Source organism: Paraburkholderia graminis C4D1M, assembly GCF_000172415.1.
In the GTDB taxonomy this organism is placed as follows: domain Bacteria; phylum Pseudomonadota; class Gammaproteobacteria; order Burkholderiales; family Burkholderiaceae; genus Paraburkholderia; species Paraburkholderia graminis.
Genome location: NZ_ABLD01000005.1, coordinates 229465 through 252445, shown reverse-complemented (window position 1 = coordinate 252445; position 22981 = coordinate 229465). Strand labels below are relative to the sequence as shown.

At 64.2% G+C, this 22981-nt stretch carries 19 protein-coding genes; 5 read left to right on the top strand and 14 right to left on the bottom strand.

The annotated features are described in order from the left end of the window. Window positions 1–286 precede the first annotated feature (286 nt). On the top strand, window positions 287–778 hold the full coding sequence (locus BGRAMDRAFT_RS11475; RefSeq protein WP_006048904.1) for a hypothetical protein: 492 nt from the start codon (window positions 287–289) through the stop codon (window positions 776–778). A gap of 101 nt (window positions 779–879) precedes the next feature. Here the strand turns inward: BGRAMDRAFT_RS11475 and BGRAMDRAFT_RS11470 are convergent, their stop codons facing one another. Next, the gene (locus tag BGRAMDRAFT_RS11470; RefSeq protein WP_006048903.1) at window positions 880–3534 is read right to left on the bottom strand and encodes an AsmA family protein; all 2655 of its coding nucleotides are present in this window, start codon (window positions 3532–3534) and stop codon (window positions 880–882) included. A 201-nt stretch (window positions 3535–3735) separates the two neighbouring features. Between BGRAMDRAFT_RS11470 and BGRAMDRAFT_RS11465 the strand changes: the two genes are divergently transcribed. Together BGRAMDRAFT_RS11465 and BGRAMDRAFT_RS11460 are read left to right on the top strand one after the other, a co-directional pair. Beyond that, a complete protein-coding gene (locus tag BGRAMDRAFT_RS11465) occupies window positions 3736–4446 on the top strand; it encodes an ABC transporter ATP-binding protein (protein WP_006048902.1) in 711 nt (236 codons plus the stop codon). Continuing rightward, a complete protein-coding gene (locus BGRAMDRAFT_RS11460; protein WP_006048901.1) occupies window positions 4443–5249 on the top strand; it encodes an ABC transporter permease in 807 nt (268 codons plus the stop codon). Before BGRAMDRAFT_RS11465 ends, BGRAMDRAFT_RS11460 begins: the two co-directional genes overlap by 4 nt. A gap of 24 nt (window positions 5250–5273) precedes the next feature. Here the strand turns inward: BGRAMDRAFT_RS11460 and BGRAMDRAFT_RS11455 are convergent, their stop codons facing one another. Beyond that, a complete protein-coding gene (locus tag BGRAMDRAFT_RS11455) occupies window positions 5274–5837 on the bottom strand; it encodes a DUF6013 family protein (RefSeq protein WP_006048900.1) in 564 nt (187 codons plus the stop codon). A 396-nt stretch (window positions 5838–6233) separates the two neighbouring features. Next, a complete protein-coding gene (locus tag BGRAMDRAFT_RS11450) occupies window positions 6234–7250 on the bottom strand; it encodes a zinc-binding alcohol dehydrogenase family protein (RefSeq protein WP_006048899.1) in 1017 nt (338 codons plus the stop codon). Between the two features lie 160 nt (window positions 7251–7410). Between BGRAMDRAFT_RS11450 and BGRAMDRAFT_RS11445 the strand changes: the two genes are divergently transcribed. Continuing rightward, on the top strand, window positions 7411–8376 hold the full coding sequence (locus BGRAMDRAFT_RS11445) for a LysR family transcriptional regulator (protein ID WP_006048898.1): 966 nt from the start codon (window positions 7411–7413) through the stop codon (window positions 8374–8376). Window positions 8377–8395: 19 nt separating this feature from the next. On the opposite strand, the gene BGRAMDRAFT_RS11440 is transcribed toward BGRAMDRAFT_RS11445, so the two are convergent. From BGRAMDRAFT_RS11440 to BGRAMDRAFT_RS11425, 4 genes are all read right to left on the bottom strand, one after another. Then, window positions 8396–8698: a hypothetical protein gene (locus BGRAMDRAFT_RS11440; RefSeq protein ID WP_006048897.1), complete on the bottom strand. Its 303-nt coding sequence runs from the start codon at window positions 8696–8698 to the stop codon at window positions 8396–8398. Between the two features lie 281 nt (window positions 8699–8979). Further along, window positions 8980–11778, bottom strand: a complete 2799-nt coding sequence (gene ligD / locus BGRAMDRAFT_RS11435; RefSeq protein WP_006048896.1) for a DNA ligase D — start codon at window positions 11776–11778, stop codon at window positions 8980–8982. Between the two features lie 9 nt (window positions 11779–11787). After that, a complete protein-coding gene (gene ku / locus BGRAMDRAFT_RS11430; RefSeq protein WP_006048895.1) occupies window positions 11788–12795 on the bottom strand; it encodes a non-homologous end joining protein Ku in 1008 nt (335 codons plus the stop codon). Between the two features lie 161 nt (window positions 12796–12956). Continuing rightward, window positions 12957–14186, bottom strand: coding sequence for a cytochrome P450 (locus tag BGRAMDRAFT_RS11425; protein WP_006048894.1), 1230 nt, complete (start codon window positions 14184–14186; stop codon window positions 12957–12959). 439 nt (window positions 14187–14625) lie between these two features. On the opposite strand from BGRAMDRAFT_RS11425, the gene serB reads away from it, so the two are divergent. Next, entirely contained in the window at window positions 14626–15471 is an 846-nt protein-coding gene (gene serB, locus BGRAMDRAFT_RS11420; protein WP_006048893.1) for a phosphoserine phosphatase SerB, read from the top strand. 283 nt (window positions 15472–15754) lie between these two features. Here the strand turns inward: serB and BGRAMDRAFT_RS11415 are convergent, their stop codons facing one another. From BGRAMDRAFT_RS11415 to phaR, 7 genes are all read right to left on the bottom strand, one after another. Beyond that, window positions 15755–16216, bottom strand: coding sequence for a hypothetical protein (locus BGRAMDRAFT_RS11415; RefSeq protein WP_006048891.1), 462 nt, complete (start codon window positions 16214–16216; stop codon window positions 15755–15757). 205 nt (window positions 16217–16421) lie between these two features. Further along, a complete protein-coding gene (locus tag BGRAMDRAFT_RS11410; RefSeq protein WP_006048890.1) occupies window positions 16422–17606 on the bottom strand; it encodes a cystathionine beta-lyase in 1185 nt (394 codons plus the stop codon). A gap of 126 nt (window positions 17607–17732) precedes the next feature. Further along, entirely contained in the window at window positions 17733–18377 is a 645-nt protein-coding gene (locus tag BGRAMDRAFT_RS11405; RefSeq protein WP_006048889.1) for a hypothetical protein, read from the bottom strand. A 59-nt stretch (window positions 18378–18436) separates the two neighbouring features. After that, the gene (gene bktB, locus BGRAMDRAFT_RS11400; protein ID WP_006048888.1) at window positions 18437–19621 is read right to left on the bottom strand and encodes a beta-ketothiolase BktB; all 1185 of its coding nucleotides are present in this window, start codon (window positions 19619–19621) and stop codon (window positions 18437–18439) included. A 70-nt stretch (window positions 19622–19691) separates the two neighbouring features. Then, window positions 19692–20627 (bottom strand): sugar kinase, encoded by a 936-nt coding sequence (locus tag BGRAMDRAFT_RS11395; RefSeq protein ID WP_006048887.1) that lies wholly within the window; start codon window positions 20625–20627, stop codon window positions 19692–19694. A 3-nt stretch (window positions 20628–20630) separates the two neighbouring features. Continuing rightward, complete coding sequence (rimO, locus tag BGRAMDRAFT_RS11390; protein WP_006048886.1) at window positions 20631–22022, bottom strand: 30S ribosomal protein S12 methylthiotransferase RimO; 1392 nt, start codon at window positions 22020–22022, stop codon at window positions 20631–20633. A 281-nt stretch (window positions 22023–22303) separates the two neighbouring features. Continuing rightward, complete coding sequence (gene phaR / locus BGRAMDRAFT_RS11385) at window positions 22304–22915, bottom strand: polyhydroxyalkanoate synthesis repressor PhaR (RefSeq protein WP_006048885.1); 612 nt, start codon at window positions 22913–22915, stop codon at window positions 22304–22306. Window positions 22916–22981: the final 66 nt, after the last annotated feature.

Below are 22981 nucleotides of genomic sequence, written 5' to 3'. Positions count from 1 at the left end.
GCCGGACGGGCCATTATCGACGTGAATCGGCAATATTTCAACGTGGCCCAAAGATGCGCCGACCCACATAAAAACGACTTTTTTATTGGTGCGAGATGTTTTTTCGGCGCGCCGTGCGTCTATGATGGAGTCAGATGTGCTCGAATGCTAAGGCGCACGGCGAGGCGGTTCGGCATGATTCGTGCGGGAGACGGTGAGGCGGCGGGATTGTCGAATCATCGTGAATCCGGCCTTGTCGTATGCTATAAAAGATCGACGTGCGGCGCGCGAAGCCGGGAGTTGTCGCATGAGGACGCTGCGTTTCTTGCAATTCTTTTTCAGGCGAATTTTTATGTCCTTCCCGAAAAAGCGTAGACGCGCGAAGGTGGACGGCGATGAGTCGTTCCTCGCGGTACTGCGGCATTTCAAACCCTTCGGCCAACTCGACACCAAGATCGCACGCGCTCGGGCGCAAGACGAGCCGGTGCTTTATGCCCACGTGCTGCCGGGACTCGACGTACTCCTATGCAGCGTGCGCGGCGCACATCCACCCTACCCGGCCGCTGCCGAACTGCGGCGGCGCTGCATCGAATCCATTACGAATGCGCTGGAACAGCCGCTCGACGGTCTCGAGAACGGCGGTTACTGGTATGAAGCCGACGGCTTCGGCTTCCTCGTATTCGCAAGCCGCGCTCGCGGCAAGATCCTGACCGAGTTCGGCGCGACCCGCGTGGGCGCACGTCGCGGAGTTCGCCGGCAGGACGCGGCAGGCGACGCGACGCCGCGTTCGCTGCGCTAGGCACGCTGGCCTTTCATAGAAAGACAAAAGAAAGGCCGCCGCCGAACGTGCGAGTTTCACGAGTCGGCGGCAACAGGCAAGTGCCTCAGCTTCCCTTGGCCTCAGCTTCCCTTGTATTCGGCGGCGCTCGCGGGCGACATCGGCGCGGGCTTGCGCGTTGCCGGTGCAACCGCCGAAGCGCCAGAAGCCGCCGATGCCCCCGAACCCGAGCCTGCCCCCGACGAACGCTTGTTGACCGGCACGCCCTCGAGCGAGATGGCGGGCTTCGGCTGCTGCTTGCTGCCCGGCGGCGGTGCAGTCGGCGCCTGACGCACTTGCGAGAGCAGTTGCGCGCACGGCAACGGCTTGTTGTTGCTCGGCGCGAGCAACGGCAAAAGCGCCGCAAACGGATTGATGAGGCCGAGGCCGACGGCCGCGCCGCCTCGCAACGCCAACGCGGCAGCATTAACGCCGACATGCGGGTTCTTGAACGTGCCCTTCGCGTACAGCGGCGAGCGCAGCGAGAACACGCGAAAACCCTTCGTATGCGGATGCACGCCGAGGTCCATCGTTTCGTCGCGCATGTTGACGTTGCCGTCGATGTCGATCACCGCGTCGTCGGTATCGAGTGCGAACACGCGCGAATCCAGCACGCCGTTGGTCGCGACGAAGTCGGCGGCCGCGCAGTTGATCTTCACGTCGCGATTGCCGAAGAGCTTCTCGTACACGACGTTCGCCACGTTCAGGCCGGCGGCCTCCATCAGCAGGCGGCTCACCGTGCCTTCGGTGACGAGCGCCTTGACCTCGCCGTTCGATGTCGCGGCGAGCGCGGCCGGCGAATTGCCCGTCGCGGTCAGCGAGGCGTCGCCGTTGATTTCGCCGAGTGCGTTTTGCATCGTCTTGAAGTTCGGGAAGAGCTGCTTCAACTTCAGATGCCGCGCCGAAGTCGCGAAGCGTCCCTTGAGCGGCGTGCCGCTGCCGTCGAGGTGAATATCCGATGCGAGCGTGCCGCCTGCCACGCCGAACTTCAATGGTTGAAGCGACAGCACGCCGTCGGTCATCACGATGTGCGTGTAGAGGTCGGTGATCGGCAAATCGGCGTTCTTGACGATGCGCCGGCCGGTGAACTTCACGTCGGCGTCAATCGCCTTCCAGCGGTCAGTGCGGAATTCTTCGACGGGCAGTGCCTTGTTGGACGGCTGCTTCGCCGCATCGCCGCGCTTGGCCTTGCTCGCGTTCGAGTCCGCGCCGATCACCGGCGCGAGATCGGAGAATTGCAGCAGACGCGACTCGAGTTCGCCCTGCAGCAAGGGGCGCGGCCGACGCGCGGTGTAGGTCAGCGAACCGTTCAGATCGCTGCCGCCCACGCGGCCTGTAAAGTTTTCATACTTGAACACGTTGCCGCTCGTTTTGAACTGGCCGACGAGACGTCCTTCGGTTGCGTAAGGCGGCGTGTCGGGCAAGGTGACGCCCGTCAGCGAATAGAGCTTGGCCATGCTGCTGCCTTGCACCCACAGGCGCAGGTCGACGGCGGCGAGATGCGCGGGGTCGGTGATGGTGCCGACGAGACCCACGTGCAGATCGCCCGCCTTCACGTCCGCTTGCACGGGAAACGGGCGGTTCGCGTCCTGCAGCGCGAGCACGCCGCCGACCTTGCCGCTGCCCGACACGGGCGTCTTGTGGTAGGTGCCTTTCAAGGTCCAGCCGATCGCGTACGGCGGCAGGTCGGGTTTGCCGTTGCGGGCGGTGTTGGCGGCGCTGGCGGGGTTCGTATTGCTGGCCTCGTTGGCGCCGTTGGCTTCGTGCGTGCCGCTCGTTCCGTTTGCATCGCTGGCGCGGTTCGCTCCATTGGCTCCATTGGCGGTGCTCGCGCCGCGTGCATCGCTCGGCGTCGCAGCCGATGTACCCACCGCGCCGCTCGCGCCTGACCGCGCACTCGCTGTCGCGCTTGCCCCCTTCGAACCGCCCGCGACCAGCCCACCCGAAGCGCCCGTGGCCGCCGTGGTCCCCGACGCATGCACATCCGTCGCGGAAGCCCCGCGCGCCGCGGCCGCGGAAGCAGCGGACGCCGCCGAGGCCGCCTGCGCATCGGCCTGCGCGCTCAGCTTCTTCGCGCCGTCCTTGCCCACCGCTTCCGCCGATGCCTTGCGCGACGCCTCTTCCTGCTGCTTCATCGCCTCGCCGATCGGAATCGGCTGGCCGAGCGTATCGACGACCATCTGCGCGTCGACCTTCTTCTGCTGATCGGACAGCGCGATGTTGCCCTTCGCGAACACGATGTCATGCAACTGCAGCTTCCACTGCGACGGCGTCTTCGACTTCGGCAGCTCGAAGGTCCAGTTGTTACGTCCGTCGAGCATGCGTTCGAGATCGACGGAAGGATTCACCAGATTGATCGCGGGGATCACGATGTCGTGCGCGAGAAGCGGCAGCACCTTCACCTGGAAATCGATTTCGTCGAGTGTCGCGAACTGCGGGCGCTTGGCCCAGTCCGGATTCGCGATGGTGATGTTCGCCGCCGAGAAGCGCGGCCACGGCACCCAGCTTTTCAAGCCGGTCTCGCCGACCGGACGCCGCAAGCCGACCTTCAGATCGCCGTTGATCGTGAACTGCCGGCCGATGGCCTGCGTGACCTTGTCATTGACATAAGGCCGCGCGCGGTTCCAGTCGAAGGTCAGAATGAAAACCGTGAGCGCCACTATCAGAATGACGATGATCGCCAGTATCCATGCGACGATTTTGCCGGCCCGTCTTCCGATTGTGCTCGACCCTGCCATCAACGGCTCCGCGTTTTCTTCTTGGGTGCCGATCGTTCAGCAGATATTGTGCCCGGCGATTGCGTATCGTAAGAGTCGCGATCGCGTTTGAGCGCGGCACGGACTCATGCGAATGCTGTACGTTCGGTGCCCTTCCGTGCCCTTCCGTGCCCTTATGATGCTGCATCGCTCATCGCGTTTTCTCACGCCTCGTCCATTGTCATGACCGACGTCCCCCTCGTCCTCGCCGACGGCATCGTGCGGCGCGATCCGTCGCGCGGCCAGACGCTTCTGCAGTCCACGCGCTTCGCGCTCGACGCCGGCGACCGCGTCGCCATCACCGGTCCGTCGGGCTCCGGCAAGAGCGTGTTCCTGCGCGCGCTCGCCCTGCTCGATCCGCTCGACGCGGGACGCATCGTCTGGCGAGGCGCACCCGTCGCGCGCGCCGCGATCCCGCAATATCGGCGCGACGTCGCGTATATCCGGCAGCGGCCCGCTCTGCTCGATGGCACGGTCGAAGACAATCTGCGTTATCCGTTCGAACTGCGCGCGTATCGCGATGTGCGCTTTAACCGCGAGCAGGCGGCGAGTCTCGTTGCGCAGGCAGGCCGCGGCAACGGCTTCCTCGACAAGCTCGCAAGCGAACTGTCAGGCGGCGAGGCGCAAATCACCGCATTGATTCGCGTGCTGCAACTCGCGCCCGAAGTGCTGCTGCTCGACGAACCCACCGCGTCGCTCGACCCCGAGTCGTCGCACGCCATCGAGGGACTCGTGCGCGCCTGGTTCGACGCCGCGCCGCACGCGCGCGCTTCGATCTGGGTGTCTCACGACGCCGCGCAAGCCGCGCGCATGAGCGAGCGTCATCTGACGATGAAGGCTGGCGTGCTCGACGAACCGGCCGTCGCCTCCACTCACGAGGAAGCCAGCCGATGACCTTGCAGAACCTGACGCTCTGGGACGTCGCGATCGCCGCGTTGCTGATCGTCGTGAACGGCGCGGTATCGGTTGCGCTGAAGCTCGATCTCGAGCGCAAGCTCGCATGGGCCGCCGTGCGCACCGTCGTGCAACTGCTCGCGATCGGCTATGTGCTTGGTTGGGTCTTTCGCTACGACCACTGGTTCGTCGTGCTGCCCCTGATGATCGTGATGACGCTGATTGCCGGCTTCGCGGGCGCGCAGCGCGGCAGCCGCACTTACCCGGGCCAACGCGTGGACAGCGTCCTGTCGATCTGGATAAGTTCGTGGCTGGTGGCCGCGGTTGGGCTCTTCGTCGTGATCCGCATTCACCCGTGGTACGAGCCGCAGTATGCGATTCCGATTCTCGGGATGATCCTCGGCAATACGCTCACGGGCGTATCGCTCGGCATCGAACGCATGACCGAGGAGTTGACCGCGCGCCGCGACCGCGTCGACATGGCGCTCGCGCTCGGCGCGACCCGCTGGGAAGCCGCGCAGGCGCCCGCGCGTCAGGCCGTGCGCGCCGGCATGATGCCGACGCTGAATCAGATGGCTGTGGTCGGCGTCGTGAGCCTGCCCGGCATGATGACCGGCCAGGTGCTGGCCGGCCAGTCGCCGCTGCAGGCGGTGCGCTATCAGATCGTGATCATGTTCCTGATCGCCGCGTCGTCGGCGCTCGGGACCGTGGGCGCCGTGCTGCTTACTTACCGGCGGCTGTTTTCGGCGGAGCACCGGTTTTTGTCGGCGCGGCTGGTGGAGCGGAGCGCTGGGCGGCGGTGAGCCGGGCGAGCGCGGGCCAACCCTTCACCGCCTGGCGCTGATCGCGACCACCGTGCCGTCGCTGAGCGTCAGGGATTTGGTGCTGCCGTTCACGGGCATCGTGAAACGCAGGACCTGGCTCATGCTGACATCGTTCGGACACTTGAGCGATTTGCCGCCGGCCGTGACCGTCTTCATGCCGTCCGGCTTGTGCGCCTGGAAGCTCAGTTGCACGGTCGCCGTGCCGTCTTCGCCGACGACCGGCGCGAGCCGAATCTGCGTCTGGCGGATCATTGCGCCGTTCGCGTCGAGCGGCAGCGACGCGTAGTTCGGGCACGCATCGGTAGCAGGCACCGCGCCGCCGGGCGGCACGGTTTTCCACGTGAAATCGTCCGACTGGCCAGAGCGGATCGTGCGGGTTTCCTGCGAGTTGCCGAACTGTTTCGACGTGACGCGCACCGTGTAGCGAATCGGACCGTCGAGCGCGGATTGCGACGTCACCGTGATCGGCGTCGCCGCATGAGCGGCCGGCGCGAGCATGCCGCAAGAAAGCGCGCAAGCGAGAGAAGCGACAACTGGAACGGCGGAGAGTTTGAAGCTGGAGCTCATACTGTCACCTCGTTGTTGTGCCGTTGCATGCCCGCCAGAGCCCGGCCCTCCCGCATGGTCCCAGGTACGGTCCAGATACAGCGTTCGGGAGCCGGCAACGGACGCGAGACACGCAACCGTTTTAGCATGATGCATTACCAGTCTACCGCCAAGCGATGCCGCGCGTGCTCGCGCGGCATCGGGTGTTACCCCGGTTGCGCTGACGCGTTTTATCGGGGGCCGCTTGTCGAAGTTGCGTCAACAGCCGCACGTCGCAAGCCGCTCATGAAAAGCCGCGTGAGAAGCTGCTTATCGAAGCCGCGTCAGCAGCCACTCCTCACAAGCCGCTGATCGAAAGCCGCGTTAAAAGCCCCTCATCACGAGCAGCTCGTCTAAAGCCGCGTCACAACGCACGCATCAAAACCCGCTCAGCACCAGCTTCCCGATCACGCGCCCTTCCTCGAGCAGGCGATGCGCGCGACGCAGATTGGCCGCGTTGATCGCGCCCAGGTGCTGGCCGACCGTCGTGCGCAAAGTCCCTGCATCGACGAGACGCGCCACCTCCGTCAGCAGCTTGTGCTGTTCGATCATGTCGGGCGTGCCGAACATCGAGCGCGTGAACATGAACTCCCAGTGAAACGCGGCGCTCTTCGCCTTCAGCAGTTCGACCGGCACCGGCTTGCTGTTCTCGACGATCGTGCAAATGCCGCCTTGCGGCTTGACGAGCTCGGCAGCGGCGGGGAAATTCGCGTCGGTGTCGTTGAAGAGCAGCACGTAGTCAACCTGCTCGATGCCGAGCTTTTTCAGTTGTGCGGGCATGTCGCCGAAGTGATCGACGATATGATCCGCGCCCAGCTCGCTTGCCCATTTCGCCGACTCCGGGCGCGACGCCGTGGCAATCACCTTGAGCTTGCCGAGCTGCTTGGCCAATTGGATGCCGATCGATCCGACGCCGCCCGCGCCGCCGAAAATCAGCACCGTGCGGCCTTCGTGCGCGCCCTGCGGCGAGACGCCGAGGCGATCGAACAATGCTTCCCACGCTGTTATCGCGGTCAACGGCAATGCGGCGGCATGCGTGAAATCGAGCGATGCCGGCTTGCGTCCGACAATCCGCTCATCGACGAGATGAAACTCGCTGTTCGCGCCCGGCCGCGTGATGCTGCCCGCATAGAAGACCGGGTCGCCGACCTTGAAAAGCGTCGCCTCCGGGCCGACCGCGACGACGGTGCCGGCGGCGTCCCAGCCGAGCACGCGCGGCTCCTTCTCGACGGTGTCCTTCGGCGCGCGCACTTTCGTATCCACGGGATTGACGGAGATGGCTTCGACTTTCACCAGCAGGTCGCGTCCGGTGGCTTGCGGTTGCGCAATCTCGACGTCGATCAACGCTTCTTCGTGGTCGATGGGCAGATAGCGGTAGAGGCCGACGGCTTTCATACAGGCTCCTTGTTTTGTTCAGGTCAGAGTTGAAGGACGAGGACCGGCGATGTGCGCGTGTGACGAGTACAACCGTCGATCCGTGGACGTGATCGTAAGACGCCTCTTACTGCGACAAAAGCGGCATAATCGCTGAAACATCTTTTTGATTTTCCGAAGAATGGACCTTGCTGCCGCTCCACAATCGCGTGATGCGCGCCCCGCTGCCGGCGAGCGCGAGCGCCTCGATCTGCTCGACGTCGCCCTGTTCGTGCGGGCCGCGCTGCTCGCCAACGTGTCGGCGGCCGGACGCGAGTTCGGGTTGTCGGCGGCGGTCGCGAGTTCGCGCATCGCGCAACTGGAAAAGCTGCTCGGCGCGCGGCTGCTGCATCGGACCACGCGCCGCATCAGTCTCACGCAAGACGGCGAAGTGTTCATGACGCGTGCCGAAGCACTGCTCGACGCGGCGGCGGCCGCGCGCGCGTCGGTGGGACGCGGCCAAGTGGAGCCGCAAGGCCGCTTGCGCGTGTCGATGCCGTCGTCGTTCGGACGGCAGCACGTGTCGCCTGTCATCAGCGAATTCCTGCGCCGTTATCCGGGCGTGAGCGTCGATCTGCGGCTGACCGATCAGGTGATCGATCTCGTCGATGCCGGTATCGACGTCGCGATCCGGATTGGCACGCTGAAGGATTCGTCGCTGGTGGCGCGCCGGCTCGCGGTCAACCGGCGTGTGTTGTGCGCGGCGCCTTCCTACCTCGAAGAGCGCGGCACGCCGCATCATCCGTCGGATCTCGCGCAGCACGAATGCATCATTCTGTCGGACCAGCGCGACTGGGCCTTCCACACGCCGGCCGGACGGCTCGACGTGCGCGTGAGCGGGCGCATCGTCAGCGACAACGGCGAAGTGATCCGCGATGCGCTGCTCGCCGGCTTCGGCATCGCGCTGAAATCGACGTGGGACGTCGCGTCGCTTTTGCGCAGCGGCGAACTGGTCAGCGTGCTCGAAAATTATCCGCTCGCCGAGCAGGTGGCGATCTGGGCCGTGTATCCGAGCCGCGCGTTCGTACCGCCGAAGACGCTTGCCTTCATCGACTTTCTCGCCGCTCATTTCGGCGACCCGCCCTATTGGGACGTCGAGCCGGACTAGCTAGCGTCGCTCGCGCGAATCAGCGTTTGCCGGTGCCCGCGCCGGTCGATCTGTCGTCCGAATTGGTGTCGGCGTGCCCGTCGTTTTGCGTCTTTTCCTGATATTCGCCGCCACCGCGGCGGTCCGTGTCCTGCAGACCGCGTTCGACGTCCCGATGTGCCTGCTTGCCGACGCGCCGCGGATCTTCGTCGTTCTGCGATTCGGCATTCTGGTCGTTCTCATGCGGCAGCGGCGCGGCGGCTTCCTCCAGCGACTGAGGATTCTTCGGTGCGTGCGGATCGGCTTGCTTGTCGCCGTCGGACGATTGCGGTGTGCTCTTCATAGTGGGCTCCTTTTTTGCGTTTGAGGTGCCTGAAAGAATGCGGCAGAGGCGATATGTCACGATGTGCTATGTGTGCGAAGGCGCGTTTGACGTGGTGAGGACGTGCCGCCGTATGTGTCAAGTACGCCGCATATGGCATGTACGCCGCGTATGGCACGTATGCCGCCAACGTCACGCACGCGATTTCCGCCACATACGTCACAACGTGACATACGCCGCGTGGGCCACATAGGCTACATAGGCCAAATACTCCACGCCCGGCTGTGTGCAGCCACCCTCACCTACGCGCCGCTCAGACGCTTCCTCATCGCCGCCGTAATGCGTTGCCGCGTCTTTGCATAATCGGCCCACGGGTCTCCCTTCAGTTCGTCGAGCCGCTCGTGCAGGTTCTCGATATTCCACTGATCGCCGCCCGTCGTTTGCGCGACCTCGTCCCATGCAAGCGGAACCGAAACGCCGAGGCCGGGACGCGCCCGCACCGAAAACGCGGCGACGGTGCTCGAGCCGCGGTTATTGCGCAGATAGTCGACGAAAATCTTCTGCTTGCGATTCTGCGCGCCCATCTTCGCGCTGAAGTACTTGGGCAGCGTGCTCGCCATGTGTTGCGCGACGGCCTGCGAGAACTCCTTCACCTCGTCCCAGCCCGCGTGTTTCGAGAGCGGCACGACCACATGCAGCCCTTTGCCGCCGCTCGTCTTGCAGAACGACGTGAGGCCGAGTTCCTCGAGCAGCGAGCGCGTCAACATCGCGGCCTCGATCATCCGGTCCCAGCCGAGCGACTGGTCCGGGTCGAGATCGAACACCACACGGTCGGGCTTTTCGATGTTCGACGCCACGCCGTTCCATGTATGAAATTCGATCGTGCCCATTTGCGCGGCGCCGACGAGCGCCTTCGCGCTATCGACGGTGATCAGCGGAGGATGACCCGGATCGAGCCCGGGATGCTGCGTGATGTTTGGAATCGACAGCTTCTGCGTGTGCTTCTGAAAAAACAGCTCGCCGCCGATGTCCTCCGGCGCGCGCACGAGCGACACGGGTCGGTCGACGAGATGCGGCAGCATCCATTGCGCGACGGATTCGTAGTACTGCACGAGGTCGATCTTGCGCGCGCCGGTGCTCTTGTCGATGACGCGGTCGGGATGCGAGATGCGGACCCCGGCGACTTCGGCGGGCGAGGATTTTTTGGCTCGCGGTGCGGTGGGTTCGGTTGAGTTTTGGGTGGCGGATTTGGTGGCTACTTTGCTCGCGGTTTTCGTGGCCACTTTGCTGGCGGATTTGGTGGCGGTTTTGTTGGCCTCGCCGCGCGCCGCACGCTTTTTCGGCGCGACCTCGGCCTCGATGTCGGTTTGCTGTTGCACGTCGTCCCCCTTGCGTGGTGCTTCCTTGACGATCTGGCGCGCCGGCTTGTCCTTGCGCAGACTCACGAACGACGCCTGACGCACGATGCCGTCGCTCGTCCATTCGGCGAAATTGCATTCCGCGACGAGCACCGGCTCGACCCAATGCACAGGCGTGCGGCTGCGCTCGCGCGGTGTGCTCGCGAACGGCATGCGCTTCGTTTCGTGCGCGTCGAGTTCCTTCTTCACCGAGCGCAGCAACGCGGCGTCGAAACCGGTGCCCACGCGCCCCGCATACTGCAGTTTGCCCTTGCTGTCGTGCACGCCGAGCAGCAGCGCACCGAACGCCGCACGGCTGCCCGACGGTTCCGAATAGCCGCCGATCACGAACTCCTGGCGTCGACGGCACTTCAGCTTGATCCACGTGGCAGAGCGGCCGGACACATAGCCGCTGTCGCGCCGCTTGCCGATGATGCCTTCGAGCGCCATGTCGCACGCGCTTTTCAGCAGATCGTCGGCGCTGAACTCGAAGTCGTTCGAAAAGCGCAGCACGCTGTCGTCGACGGGCTCCAGCAGCGCGCGCAGAATCGCGCGGCGCTGTTGCAGCGGCACGCCGCGCAAGTCGTAACCGTTGAGAAACGGCACGTCGAACAGATAGACGACGATGTCTTGCGGACGGTTCGAATCGAACGCGTTTTGCAGCGCCTGGAAACTCGGCACGCCGTTTTCGTCGAGCACCACGGCTTCGCCGTCGAGCCACGCGCTTTCGAGGCCCAGTTGCGCGAACGCCTTCACCTGCTTGCTGAATTTCGCGGTCCAGTCGTTGCCCGCGCGCGTGAAGACCTGCACGCCGCGGGTTTTCTCGCTTGCGTCGATGCGGGCCAGCACGCGATAGCCGTCGAACTTGATTTCGTATGTCCAGTCGTCGCCGGGCGGCGTCGCGTCGACGAGCGTCGCCAGTTGAGGCTTCAGCGAGGCAGGCAGTTTGGCCTTCACCGCGCCTTCTATCGCGGGCGATGCGGCGAGTTCGCGCAGCGACTCGCTGCTGCGTGTCGCGACGATGTCGGGGCGCTTCGGATCGCCGCGCACCGAGGCGGTTCTGGTTTTGCCGGCGCTCTGCTTGCCGGCTTTTCCCTTCCCCGCAGACGGCGCGGCGCCGCTCAGCACGCTGCCGGGCCGTTCGGCGAGAATGTCGTATTCGCTTTCGTCGCGCGCCTCGTCGTCGCGTTCCTTGATGAGGAGCCACTGTTCCTTGTCCGCGTCGCCGCGCATGTGGCTGCGCACGAGCGTCCAGCCGCCGTGCAGCTTGTCGCCGTGCAGATGGAACTTGAGCTTGCCCGCGCGATACGCGCGCGCCGCTTCGGCCGGGCCGCCGACAGGTTCCCACGTGCCGCGGTCCCATACGATGACTGTGCCCGCGCCGTAATTGCCCGGCGGAATCTCGCCTTCGAATGTCCCGTATTCGACCGGATGGTCTTCGACATGCACGGCGAGGCGCTTCACTGACGGATCGAGGCTCGGCCCCTTCGGCACGGCCCACGACAGCAGCGCGCCGTTCAGTTCGAGCCGGAAGTCATAGTGCAGACGCCGTGCGTGGTGTTCCTGGATCACGTAGGACAGGCCCTGTTCGACTGTCGGCCGGGTAGCGCCGCGGCTGCCGCGCTTTTTCGCGGCGGTGCCCGCGGGCTCCGGCGTTTCGTCGAAGCGGCGCTTGCGGTTATAGAGGTCGAGTCTGTCGTTCATGGAGTGTCGTCATGCCGCCGCGCGGCGTTTGCGCGAAGCCGTCGTCGATTTCGCCGCGGCGCGGCCGCTCTTGCCGCCGCTCGTGCTGGCGCGAGACGTGCGCGTCGAGCGTGATTTTTTAGGCGCTGCCGTCGAGCCGCTGTCCTCGTCCGCATCGGAAGTTTCGTCGGCGGCTTCATCGTCCGCGGCACGCTTGCGCGAGCCCGACGCGGGCTTGCTCTTACCGCGTCCCAGGCTGCGCTTCAGCAAGTCGGACAAATCGAGAATATCCGCCGATTGACGCGATTCGCGCGGCGCTTCGATGTCGGTGATTTCCTCCGTCTTGCCCTCGCGGACCTTGCGCTCGACGAGCGCCATGATGTCGTCGCGGAACGTGTCGTGATATTTCGACGGGTCCCACGTGTCGCTCATGTCGTCGATCAGTTTCTGCGCCATGTCGAGCTCGCGCGCGCTCACGCCGGCGGCCTTGGCGCCTTCGGCGGGCAACTTGAATTCGTCGAAATCGCGGACCTCGTCGGCCCAGCGCAGCGTGTTCAAAGCGAGCACGGGGCCGACTGGAATCAGCGCCGCGAGATGCTGCTTGTTGTGCAGCACGACGCTTGCGACGCCGACCTTGCCCGATGATTTCATCGCCTCACGCAGCAGCGCATAGACTTTTTCGCCTTTGCGATCGGGCGTCAGGAAGTAAGGCGTGTCGAGGTAGAGAAAGGAGATGTCCGGGGCGTCGACGAACGCGAGAATATCCACGGTCTGGGTCGACTCGGGATTGGCCGCGCGGATTTCCTCGTCGCTCAGGACGACGTACTTGTCCTTCTCGTACTCGAAGCCGCGCACGATGTTATCGCGCGTCACGTCCTTTCCGGTGCGCTTGTTGATCTGCTTGTAGCCGACCGGATCGATCGTGCGTTTGTCGAGCAGATTGAAGCCGACCTTTTCCGATTTCGTGGCCGGATATAACTGCACCGGTACGTGGACAAGGCCGAAGCTGATCGCGCCTTTCCAGATCATGTGTGCCATCGTGCGCTCCCCTGGGCCTGGAATCTAGGAGAAGCAGCAAGCATGCCACGGCACTCTGCCGACGCACGGCGCGGGCGCGCCGTCATCGGCGCGCGCCGTGCTGTAACTCTTGCATGATGGCGGCAAGAACTACGGAGTCCCGCGTATTGCTGCCTCGCCTTCTATCGACACAACAACGGTACTTCCGCGAAGCCGCGAAAACGCACGCGTCCGCCGCGCGTCGGCTCGCCATCGAGCTGATACGACGGAAAACGTCGAACGAAACGTCCGATGGCGATCCGCGCTTCGAGCCGCGCCAGCGAAAGCCCCGCGCATTGATGGATGCCGAAGCCAAACGCAAGGTGCCGGTTCGGCTCGCGGCGGATATCGAAGCGGTCGGGGTCGGCGAACTGCTCGGGATCGCGATTCGCCGCGCCGATGCACAGCGTGACCGGCGTGCCGCGCGCGACCGGCTGGCCGCCGATTTCGGTATCGACAGTCGTCATGCGGTTGCCGAGCTGGTTCGAGCTCTCGTAGCGCAGGCATTCCTCGATAGCCGATTCGATCAACGACGGTTCGGCGAGCAAGGCCGCGCGTTGGTCCGGCCATTCGGTCAGCGTAACGAGCCCGTTGCCGATCAGATTGGTGGTGGTTTCATGGCCTGCATTGAGGATGAAGATGCAGTTTTGCAGCAGTTCTTCTTCCGACAATTGCTCGCCGCCGGCCTCGCCCTGAATCAGCCGCGTCAGCACATCGTGCTGCGGATCGCCCGGCTCGCGTCGGCGCCGCGCGACCAGGCCGCGCAGATAATCGACGAATTCGCTGACGGCACGGTTGCCGCGCTCGAATTGCGCGTCGGTGAGCGACGGTTCGAGCGCGCCGAGAATCGCGAGCGACCAGTCGCGCAACGGGGCGCGTTCGGCATGCGGCACGTCGAGCAGATTGCCGATGATCTCCACCGGAATCGCCGACGCGAAGTCGCCGATCAGGTCGATGCGTCCGCGCTCGGCAGCGGCGTCCAGCAAACCGTCGACGAGTTGGACCAGACCCGGCTCCATTGCCGCAATCGCTCGCGCGGTCAACGCGCCGGCGATCAGCTTGCGCACCCGCGTATGGCGCGGCGGATCGTTGAATACGAGGCTCGTGGTGTGATGCGTGTAGAGCGGCGAGTCGCCGTACTTCGGACGGAATTCGACGGTCTTGTCGGAACTGAAGGTTCTCGGGTCGCGGTATACCGCCTGCACGTCGCGAAAGCGCGTGAGAAAGAGCGAGCCGTCCGGCATCCGCTTGACGGGTTCGTGAGCGCGCAGCGCGTGATAGACCGGGTACGGGTCCGCATAGAACTCGGGGCTCAGGTGGCGCAGATCGAAGTTGCGCGCGAGGGTGGCTGCGTCGGCGGTCGCCGTGGACATGCGTTGTCTCCTTGTTGTGTGTTTCTGTGCTCGTGTGTTTCTGTGCTCGTGTGTTGCGGGGCGTGTTTTGGTCGGGCGCTCGCTGCGTTTTGCGTTTTGCGTGTGCTTTGCCTGTACGTTGGCTGTGCGTTGCCACTGCTTCGCGGCGCTTCAGTGCAATGAAGTCCGTTTGAACTTCACGCCAAAATCTCGCGGCGGCTTCTGCATGCAATGGCAGTGAGCAGTGAGCGTGGTTTGATGCGTCAGTATGAACCGGGCGGACGCGGATTGCACTTGAGCCAACGCCCTGTTTGCGTTTCACGCGCGCAGAGGCGCTCGACGGCGGCAGCAAAGCACTAGGACGGCCCCCTAGCCCCCGAGCCGTTACAATAGCGGCATTTTCCGCGCCCCCTTCGCGCTCGCCCTTTCCTGCATCACTTCCCGCGTCAATGCGTCGTTCATGAACCTCGTCATCCAAAGCCCCACGCCTCTTTCCGCCGATCACCACAAGACGCTCGTCGCGCTCGCACGCGGCACGCACGCGACCGTCATCGATGCGACCGCGATTCGCATTGCCGACGCGGATGTCGCGCAGCGCCCCGACCTCGACGTCTATTGCGGCACACATCGGCTGGACTACGCGTTTGTCGAAAGCGGCCGCCGTTTGCGCGACTTCGGGCTCGTGGCGATGGACATGGATTCGACGCTGATCACGATCGAATGTATCGATGAAATCGCCGATTTCTGCGGCCTGAAAGCGGAAGTGGCGGCGATCACCGAGGCCTCGATGCGCGGCGAAATCAAGGACTTCAACGAAAGCCTGACGCGCCGCGTGGCGCTTCTGAAGGGCCTCGACGCGAGCGCGCTCGAACGCGTGTACGAAGAACGCCAGCAACTCTCGCCAGGCGCCGAGCGGATGCTGGCAGGCGCAAAAGAAGCCGGGCTGAAAACGCTGCTGGTCTCGGGCGGTTTCAACTTCTTCACCGAGAAGCTGAAGGCGCGGCTTGGACTCGACTTCACGCGCGCCAATACGCTTGAGATCGTCGACGGCAAGCTGACCGGCAAAGTGCTCGGCGAAATCGTCAATGCCGATGTCAAAGCGCGCACGCTGCGCGAGACCTGTGGGCAACTGAACATCGAGCCGTCCCGCGCGATTGCAATGGGCGACGGTTCCAACGACCTGAAGATGATGGCGGAAGCCGGACTTTCAGTCGCGTTCCGTGCGAAGCCGGTAGTACGCGAAGCGGCCAGCGTGGCGTTTAACTACGTGGGGCTCGACGGGTTGTTGCGGTTGTTTGAAGCGTGATGCAGTTTGATGGACCGGCGCGATAGCTCGACGCGACGGTGCGATGATGTGATGGCCAGGTGAAACGGCTGCATGATCGTCAACCAATGCTGCGCCTGACGGCGCAACCAGGCGACGTTATTTTCTCGGAAGCCCGAGAAGAAATAATAAAGCCGTGCTGATCCCGTCGACGACGATGAAGATGGTGGACCACTTCACAAGACGCGTGCGATTTTGTTCCGATGCCAGAAAACTTACGACCTTATTCATAGTGCCTCCTTGAGCGGTCAGTATAACGGCCCGACTATCCCATAAATGACATGATGCAGATATGTAGGATTGCCAATAGTAGGGCGGCCGCACACGTGGATGCGATCGAGCAGCCGATTGCCGTTCGGGAGAACGTCCGCGCCGCCGGACGCGCAGTATCTGAGTTAGAGGCTGCAGCCGGCCGGGCGTACCGTGTACTCAGAAGACACGTCATCACCACAATAGAACACGCAAACGCGAGCAGACAAAAAGCCACGATCCCCGACTCCAGAATCGGCGCGGCAGCGCTGCCCTGCTCCAACGCCGTCACCAGCTCATACACTCCGGCAGCGCACAGACCGATAGCACACCAGGACAGTTGTCCGTCCTTGATCGAGTCGGCGATCAATTCTTTCGCCACCGTCCAGCCATGTGCCGGCGCGACGAGCGCCAGCGTGAAGACCGGGCCGACGATCGGCACGCCGAGGTTCAGCAACATCCAGAAGAATAGGTTCATCGAAGCTCGCGGTCGTGCTCGGCAGTGAAATCGGATACGCACGATCGTAGCGTTTGCGCACTGCCGCAGCTATTCAGCCAAACGGCTAGTTCGTGAGGCAAAGCATAAGAAAAAAGCCCACTGAAAACCGAAGTCCAGTGGGCTTGTGTCGCTGCAACATTGCGTCGTCGCGGCGCGGAAAATTCACATCAGGTTTGCCTAAACTTCACGCGAGCGCCGCCAAACACTGCTCGATGTCCGCACGCAGATCCGCCTCTTCCTCAAGGCCGATATAGAACCGGACCAGCGTGCCCCGATGCGGCCACTGCGCCTCGGTCCGCATCGATGCGATGTCGTACGGCATCACGAGGCTATGCGCCCCGCCCCAACTCCAGCCGATCGCAAAGAGCTCCAGCGACTCGCAGAACGTGTCGATTTGCGCCGCACTATAGCGAGCATCGAACACGACGGAAAACAGTCCGCCCGCGCCCGTGAAGTCGCGTTCGTAAAACTCATGGCCCGGACAGTCGGCCATGGCGGGATGCAGCACCGCGGCAATCTCCGGCCGCGTCTTCAGCCACTGCGCGAGCGCGAGCGCCGAGCGGTCGTGCTGCTGAAAGCGTACCTGCATGGTCGGCAGGCTGCGCAGAATCAGCGAGCAGTCGTCCGACGATACGCCGAGCCCCATGCGCATGCGCGCCGACTTCAGCTTCAGATGCAACTCGCGATCGACGGTAATGGTCGCGCCCATCAGCACGTCGCCGCCGCCCGATTGGTACTTGGTCAGCGCCTGCACCGAAATATCCACGCCGTGATCGAACGGCCGGAAAGCGAGGCCGGCGGACCACGTGTTGTCGATCGCCGTGACGACGTTGCGCGCGCGGGCCGCGGCCGTGATCGCGGGCACGTCGGACACTTCCATCGTCACCGAGCCGGGCGCCTCGAGCCAGATGAGCCGCGTGTTCGGCTGGATCAGGTCGGCGATTCCCGCGCCGATCATCGGATCGTAGTAGCGCGCCGTCACGCCGAAATCGCGCGCGAGCCAGTCGGCGTGATCGCGATTCGGCGAGTAGACGTTGTCGGGAATCAGCACGTCGTCGCCCGACTTCACAAGCCCGAAGTACACGTTCGAAATCGACGACAAGCCCGACGGCTGCAACAGCGCGTGATTGCCGCCCTCGATGGCGGCAAGGCGCTGCGCGAGCGCTAACGACGTGGGCGTCGCATGCAGGCCGTAGCGCCACTGCGCGTCGTTTTTCCAGTCGAGCGCGCGCATCGTCGCGAGATCGGGAAATACGACCGTCGACGCGCGCGTCACCGGCACGGAGAAAGACTCGAAGCCCGGCGTGAGCTGGTCTTCGGCTTGCACGATGCGGGTTTGCAAAGCCCGCTTGAGTTTTGATTGGGTCATGGCGAATTCGATGAAAAAGACAATGCGACGAGCGGACAATGCCGCGCCGTTCACGCAAGAGTAGACGAGTCGGCGGATTTTCGCCGCGGCGGGCGCAAGCGCCGCGAGGCTCGCGCCGTGGCGCGATTACTCGCCGGTTTGGAGATTGCTGACGCCGCCCACCGGATGACCGGCGCCGGTTGCGGGTGCGGATTGAGCCGGCAACGAAGGTGCGGTTGCAGCAGGAGCCGCCACATTCCCCGGCTTGCCCGCTTTGCCCGCCGCGGCCGGCACCGCCTGCCCCGCCGCCAGCGGCTTCAGATCGAACGGCTGCGGGTCGGAATCGTCGACGTTCATCCGCTCGCCGGCCAGCGAACCGTCGGCGGCAAACTTGCCGACCCAGTTCCCGGTGATGTGCGTGCCGTCGTTCGACTCCTCGACTTCGAGCGTGTCGCCGTCACGGTCCCCCGCGATCAGGATCACTTCGCCGGTATCCGCGAACTGGTATTCGCCGTGGACGCCTGCCGGATCGTCGGCTTTCGGCCCGAGGCGCAGCACGATTGGCCGCGAGCCGAGCGTGCCGCTGTAGCGCGGCAATTTCGCGAATTCGGGGCTCGGCTTGAGCGGCAACTGGATCGGCGGCGGTGCGGCAAGTTCCTTGACTGCGTCGCTCTGCGCGCAGGCCGCGCCCGGAAACCAGGCCACCGCGCTCACCGAGAGCAATGCGGCAACACTCGTCGCCGCCCAGCCGCGCCGGCGTACCGCGCCTTCCACCGATTTCACTTCCCGCATCCGTCGATCCTCATTGCTTGATACAGTTCGTGCGCCTTTCGCGACACCGTTCGTAAAACTCAGATCCGCTCGAAGACCGCCGCGATGCCCTGCCCGCCGCCGATGCACATCGTCACGAGCGCGTAGCGCCCGCCGATGCGCTGCAGTTCGTACAGCGCCTTCACGGTGATTAGCGCGCCGGTCGCGCCGATCGGATGACCGAGCGAAATGCCCGAGCCGTTCGGGTTGACCTTGGCCGGATCGAAGCCCAGTTCCTTGCTGACCGCACAGGCTTGCGCGGCGAACGCCTCGTTGGCCTCGATCACGTCGAGATCGGCGACCGTCAGGCCGGCGCGCTCGAGCGCCTTGCGCGTCGCCGGCACCGGACCGATGCCCATATACGCCGGATCGACACCCGCATGCGCGTACGACACGAGCCGCGCCAACGGCTTGATGCCGCGCTGCTCGGCGACGCCGCGCTCCATCAGCACGACGGCCGCGGCCGCGTCGTTGATGCCTGACGCATTGCCCGCCGTCACCGTGCCGTTTTCCTTCGCGAACACGGGCTTGAGCTTCGAAAAGTCTTCCGCCGATGCGTTCATGCGCGCGTGTTCGTCGGTGTCGAACACGACATCGCCTTTCTTCGACGCCAACGTGATCGGCAGGATCTGTTCCTTGAAGTAGCCGTTCGTGATCGCGTGCGCCGCGCGGCGATGCGATTCTAGTGCGAGCGCGTCTTGCGCTTCGCGCGAAATTTCGTATTTGCGCGCGACGTTTTCCGCGGTCACGCCCATATGGATCGACTGGAACGGATCGTTCAGCGCGCCGACCATCATGTCGACGAGACGCGCGTCGCCCATGCGCTGACCGAAGCGCGCGGCGGGCATCGAGTAAGGCGCGCGGCTCATGTTCTCCGCGCCGCCGCCGATCGCGATGTCGGCGTCGCCGAGCAGCACGCTCTGCGCGGCCGAGACGATGGCCTGCAAGCCCGAGCCGCACAGGCGGTTGACGGTGAGCGCGGGCGTGTGCTGCGCGACGCCGCCGTTGATCGCGGCCACCCGCGCAAGGTACATGTCTTTCGGTTCGGTATGCACGACATTGCCGAACACGACGTGCCCGACTTCGTCGCCGGACACGTTGGCGCGCAGCAGCGCCTCGCGCACGACGCGCGCGCCGAGTTCGGTCGGCGCAATATCCTTCAGACTGCCGCCGAAACCGCCGATTGCCGTACGCACACCGCTCACCACCACTACGTCCCGTTGCATCGTTCGCTCCTCTTTCAGTCTCTGCCGATAGTTTTGCTGCGGCGTGACCGGCATCGCGACTTTACGACGCTCAGCCCGCCAGAATCTCTTCGACCGCCTCGCGCGAAGGAATCGGCGCGACCGCGCCATAGCCTTGCGTGGACAGCGCCGCCGCAACGTTCGCATAACGCGCGGCTTCGAATGGATCATCGCCCTCGACGAGGCGCGCGATAAACGCGCCGCCGAAGCAATCGCCCGCGCCGGTTGCATCGACCGCATTGACGGCGTGGCCCGGCACGACGCGCCGTTCATCCGGCGTCGCGATATACGAGCCGTCCTTGCCGAGCTTCAGCGCCACCACGCGCGGACCGTGCGACAGCAGAAAGTCGACGATCTCGTCGCGGCCAGTCAAACCGGTCAGCTCGGTGACGTCGTCCCAGCTCGGCAGGCAGATGTCGGTTTGCCGGATCGCTTCGAGCATCACGGCGCGCGCGCGGTTCAGCGGCCACAGCTTGAGGCGCAGATTCGTGTCGAAGCTCACGCGCACGCCGTTGGCGCGAGCATGCGCGATCGCCTCGAGCGCCGCGTCGCATGCGGACAGGCTGATCGCGAGACTGATGCCCGACAGATGGATGACCTTGGCCGCGGCAATCGCGTCGAGCGGCAGGTCATGCGGCGCATAGCGGCTCGCCGCCGAGCCCGCGCGCAGATAGTCGAACGCGTGGCCGTCCGGACCGTGCGACACGAAATACACGCCGGTCGACGCCTGCGGATCGACGCGCACATGCGCCGTGTCCACGTTCTCGCGTTCCCACAGGTCGATCAGCAGCCGACCGAAATGATCGGCGCCGACCGCGGACACGAAGCCGGTCCGCGCACCTTGCCGCGCTGCCGCGATGCAGAAGTTCGACGTATCGCCGCCGAAGCCTTGCAGATACTTCGGCTCGCCTTTCGCCGACTGGTTGAACTCGATCATCGCCTCGCCGAGCGCGAGAATCTCCGGGTTAGCGGGCGTGTTCACCGTCATCGTTCAGACCTCGCCCCACAGGTCGTGACCGTCGGCGCCGGTGATTTTCACCGACACGAAGTCGCCGACCTTGTAACGCTTCGACGCCTTCGCGGCCGGCGCGATGTATACGACGCCGTCGATCTCCGGCGCATCCGCGGCCGTGCGGCCAATGCCGCCGTCGGCGTTGATTTCGTCGACCAGCACCTTCAGCGTCTTGCCGACCTTCTTCGCGATCCGTTTGGCCGACACTTGTTCGGCCACTTCCATGAAGCGCGCGCGCCGCTCTTCGCGGACTTCGTCCGGCAACGCGCCGTCGAGCTCGTTCGCCGTTGCGCCTTCGACCGGCGAATAGGCGAAGCAGCCCACGCGATCCAGTTCGGCTTCGCGGATGAAGTCGAGCAGCGTCTGAAACTGCTCCTCGGTCTCGCCGGGAAAGCCCGCGATAAACGTGCTGCGGATCGTGAGGTCCGGACACATCTCGCGCCACGCCTTCACGCGCTCCATCACCTTCTCGGCGTTGGCCGGGCGCTTCATGCGCTTGAGCACTTCGGGATGCGCGTGCTGGAACGGCACGTCGAGATACGGCAGCACGTGGCCCTTGTACGGGCCCGTTGCCATCATCGGAATGACTTCGTCGACGCTCGGGTACGGATACACGTAATGCAGGCGCACCCACGCGCCGTATTGCGCGGCCAGTTCGCCGAGCGCGCCGACGAGATCGGTCATGCGCGTCTTGATCGGCTTGCCGTTCCAGAACCCGGTGCGATATTTGACGTCGACGCCGTAGGCGCTCGTGTCCTGCGAAATAACGAGCAGTTCCTTCACGCCGGACTTGAACAGATTCTCGGCTTCCAGCATCACTTCCGCGACCGGACGCGACACGAGGTCGCCGCGCATCGACGGAATGATGCAGAAGGTGCAGCGATGATTGCAGCCTTCGGAAATTTTGAGGTAGGCGTAATGGCGCGGCGTGAGCTTGACGCCCGCGGGCGGCACGAGATCGACGAACGGATCGTGCGGCTTCGGCAGATGCATGTGAACGTGCTGCATCACTTCGCCGACCGCATGCGGGCCGGTCACGGCCAGCACTTTCGGATGCACTTCTTCGATGAGACCCGAGCCGCTCGCGCTCTTCTTCGCGCCGAGGCAGCCGGTCACGATCACCTTGCCGTTTTCGTTGAGCGCCTCGCCGATCGCGTCGAGGCTCTCCTGCACCGCTTCGTCGATGAAACCGCAGGTATTGACGACCACGAGGTCCGCGCCGTCATAGGTGCCCGAAATCTCGTAGCCTTCGGCGCGCAGCTGCGTGATGATCTGCTCGGAATCGACTAAAGCTTTTGGGCAGCCGAGGCTAACGAAGCCTACCTTCGGACTGGAAGGCGTCGGCGAGACGGAAGAAGTGGTTTGCGACATAGGTGAATCCGGCGGATAGCGGTGACGTGGCGACAATGGGGATCGGGGATGGTGCGGCAAGCGGTGTGGCAAGGACAGGCGGCTCAGAAACCCATGTCCCCGACTGCTGAAGATTCAGCGCCCCGCGCACGCAACCCGCTATTGTACCGCGCGCATTGGGCACACGTTGGGGCACCCGTCGGGGCACGCGTTCGGACCCGCACCCGCGCCCGAGCCGCTCGCTTACCCGCCGTCCGCCGTCCGCCGTCCGCAACGAGCGCGAGCGCCGACACAACCTTACGTCACTTCTTCTCCGGCTCCGGATTCGCCTGCGGAGTGGCGGTAGCAGACGGTGCCGCGGAGTTCGCGCCGCCCGGCGTGAACGGGAACGTCGCGAACATCGACTTCGCCTGGTTCTGCATCTGCTCCTGCATCTGCACGAACATGTTTTTCGACTGCTCGATGTAGCTGGTCATCATGCCTTGCATCATCGGCGCCTGCATGTTCATGAATTGCGACCAGACCTCCGGGTTCATCGCCTTGCCTTCGTACAGGTTCTTCGACTGATCGGCGAGCTTTGCCTGAATGTCGATGAACGCCTGGATGTTCTTCTCCAGATACGTGCCCATCATGCCCTGCATCGCATGGCCGTAGAAACGGATGATCTGCGACAGCATCGACGACGAGAACATCGGCAGCCCGCCGCTCTCCTCTTCGAGAATGATTTGCAGCAGGATCGCGCGCGTCAGGTCCTCGTTGCTCTTCGCATCGATAACCTTGAAATCCTCCTGGTCCAGCACGAGTTGCTTGACGTCCGTCAGCGTGATGTACGTGCTTGTCTCGGTATCGTAAAGCCGCCGATTCGGATATTTCTTGATCAGTCGTTCGGCTGCTTTCTTTGTAGTAGTAGTCATGTAACGCCTTTGAGCGCAAGTAAAGCGCGGACGGCGTGCCGGCTGCGCAATCGGGCCGTTGCGCAA

Excerpts from the sequence above, each read along its gene's own strand:
- BGRAMDRAFT_RS11440 (WP_006048897.1), bottom strand. The coding sequence starts at position 8,698 with ATGAAGAGCACACCGCAATCGTCCGACGGCGACAAGCAAGCCGATCCG.
- BGRAMDRAFT_RS11460 (WP_006048901.1), top strand. The coding sequence starts at position 4,443 with ATGACCTTGCAGAACCTGACGCTCTGGGACGTCGCGATCGCCGCGTTG.
- BGRAMDRAFT_RS11455 (WP_006048900.1), bottom strand. The coding sequence starts at position 5,837 with ATGAGCTCCAGCTTCAAACTCTCCGCCGTTCCAGTTGTCGCTTCTCTC.
- BGRAMDRAFT_RS11450 (WP_006048899.1), bottom strand. The coding sequence starts at position 7,250 with ATGAAAGCCGTCGGCCTCTACCGCTATCTGCCCATCGACCACGAAGAA.
- rimO (WP_006048886.1), bottom strand. The coding sequence starts at position 22,022 with ATGTCGCAAACCACTTCTTCCGTCTCGCCGACGCCTTCCAGTCCGAAG.
- ku (WP_006048895.1), bottom strand. The coding sequence starts at position 12,795 with ATGGCACACATGATCTGGAAAGGCGCGATCAGCTTCGGCCTTGTCCAC.
- BGRAMDRAFT_RS11470 (WP_006048903.1), bottom strand. The coding sequence starts at position 3,534 with ATGGCAGGGTCGAGCACAATCGGAAGACGGGCCGGCAAAATCGTCGCA.
- BGRAMDRAFT_RS11425 (WP_006048894.1), bottom strand. The coding sequence starts at position 14,186 with ATGTCCACGGCGACCGCCGACGCAGCCACCCTCGCGCGCAACTTCGAT.
- BGRAMDRAFT_RS11465 (WP_006048902.1), top strand. The coding sequence starts at position 3,736 with ATGACCGACGTCCCCCTCGTCCTCGCCGACGGCATCGTGCGGCGCGAT.
- BGRAMDRAFT_RS11395 (WP_006048887.1), bottom strand. The coding sequence starts at position 20,627 with ATGACGGTGAACACGCCCGCTAACCCGGAGATTCTCGCGCTCGGCGAG.
- serB (WP_006048893.1), top strand. The coding sequence starts at position 14,626 with ATGAACCTCGTCATCCAAAGCCCCACGCCTCTTTCCGCCGATCACCAC.
- BGRAMDRAFT_RS11415 (WP_006048891.1), bottom strand. The coding sequence starts at position 16,216 with ATGAACCTATTCTTCTGGATGTTGCTGAACCTCGGCGTGCCGATCGTC.
- BGRAMDRAFT_RS11445 (WP_006048898.1), top strand. The coding sequence starts at position 7,411 with ATGGACCTTGCTGCCGCTCCACAATCGCGTGATGCGCGCCCCGCTGCC.
- BGRAMDRAFT_RS11475 (WP_006048904.1), top strand. The coding sequence starts at position 287 with ATGAGGACGCTGCGTTTCTTGCAATTCTTTTTCAGGCGAATTTTTATG.
- BGRAMDRAFT_RS11405 (WP_006048889.1), bottom strand. The coding sequence starts at position 18,377 with ATGCGGGAAGTGAAATCGGTGGAAGGCGCGGTACGCCGGCGCGGCTGG.
- BGRAMDRAFT_RS11410 (WP_006048890.1), bottom strand. The coding sequence starts at position 17,606 with ATGACCCAATCAAAACTCAAGCGGGCTTTGCAAACCCGCATCGTGCAA.
- ligD (WP_006048896.1), bottom strand. The coding sequence starts at position 11,778 with ATGAACGACAGACTCGACCTCTATAACCGCAAGCGCCGCTTCGACGAA.
- phaR (WP_006048885.1), bottom strand. The coding sequence starts at position 22,915 with ATGACTACTACTACAAAGAAAGCAGCCGAACGACTGATCAAGAAATAT.
- bktB (WP_006048888.1), bottom strand. The coding sequence starts at position 19,621 with ATGCAACGGGACGTAGTGGTGGTGAGCGGTGTGCGTACGGCAATCGGC.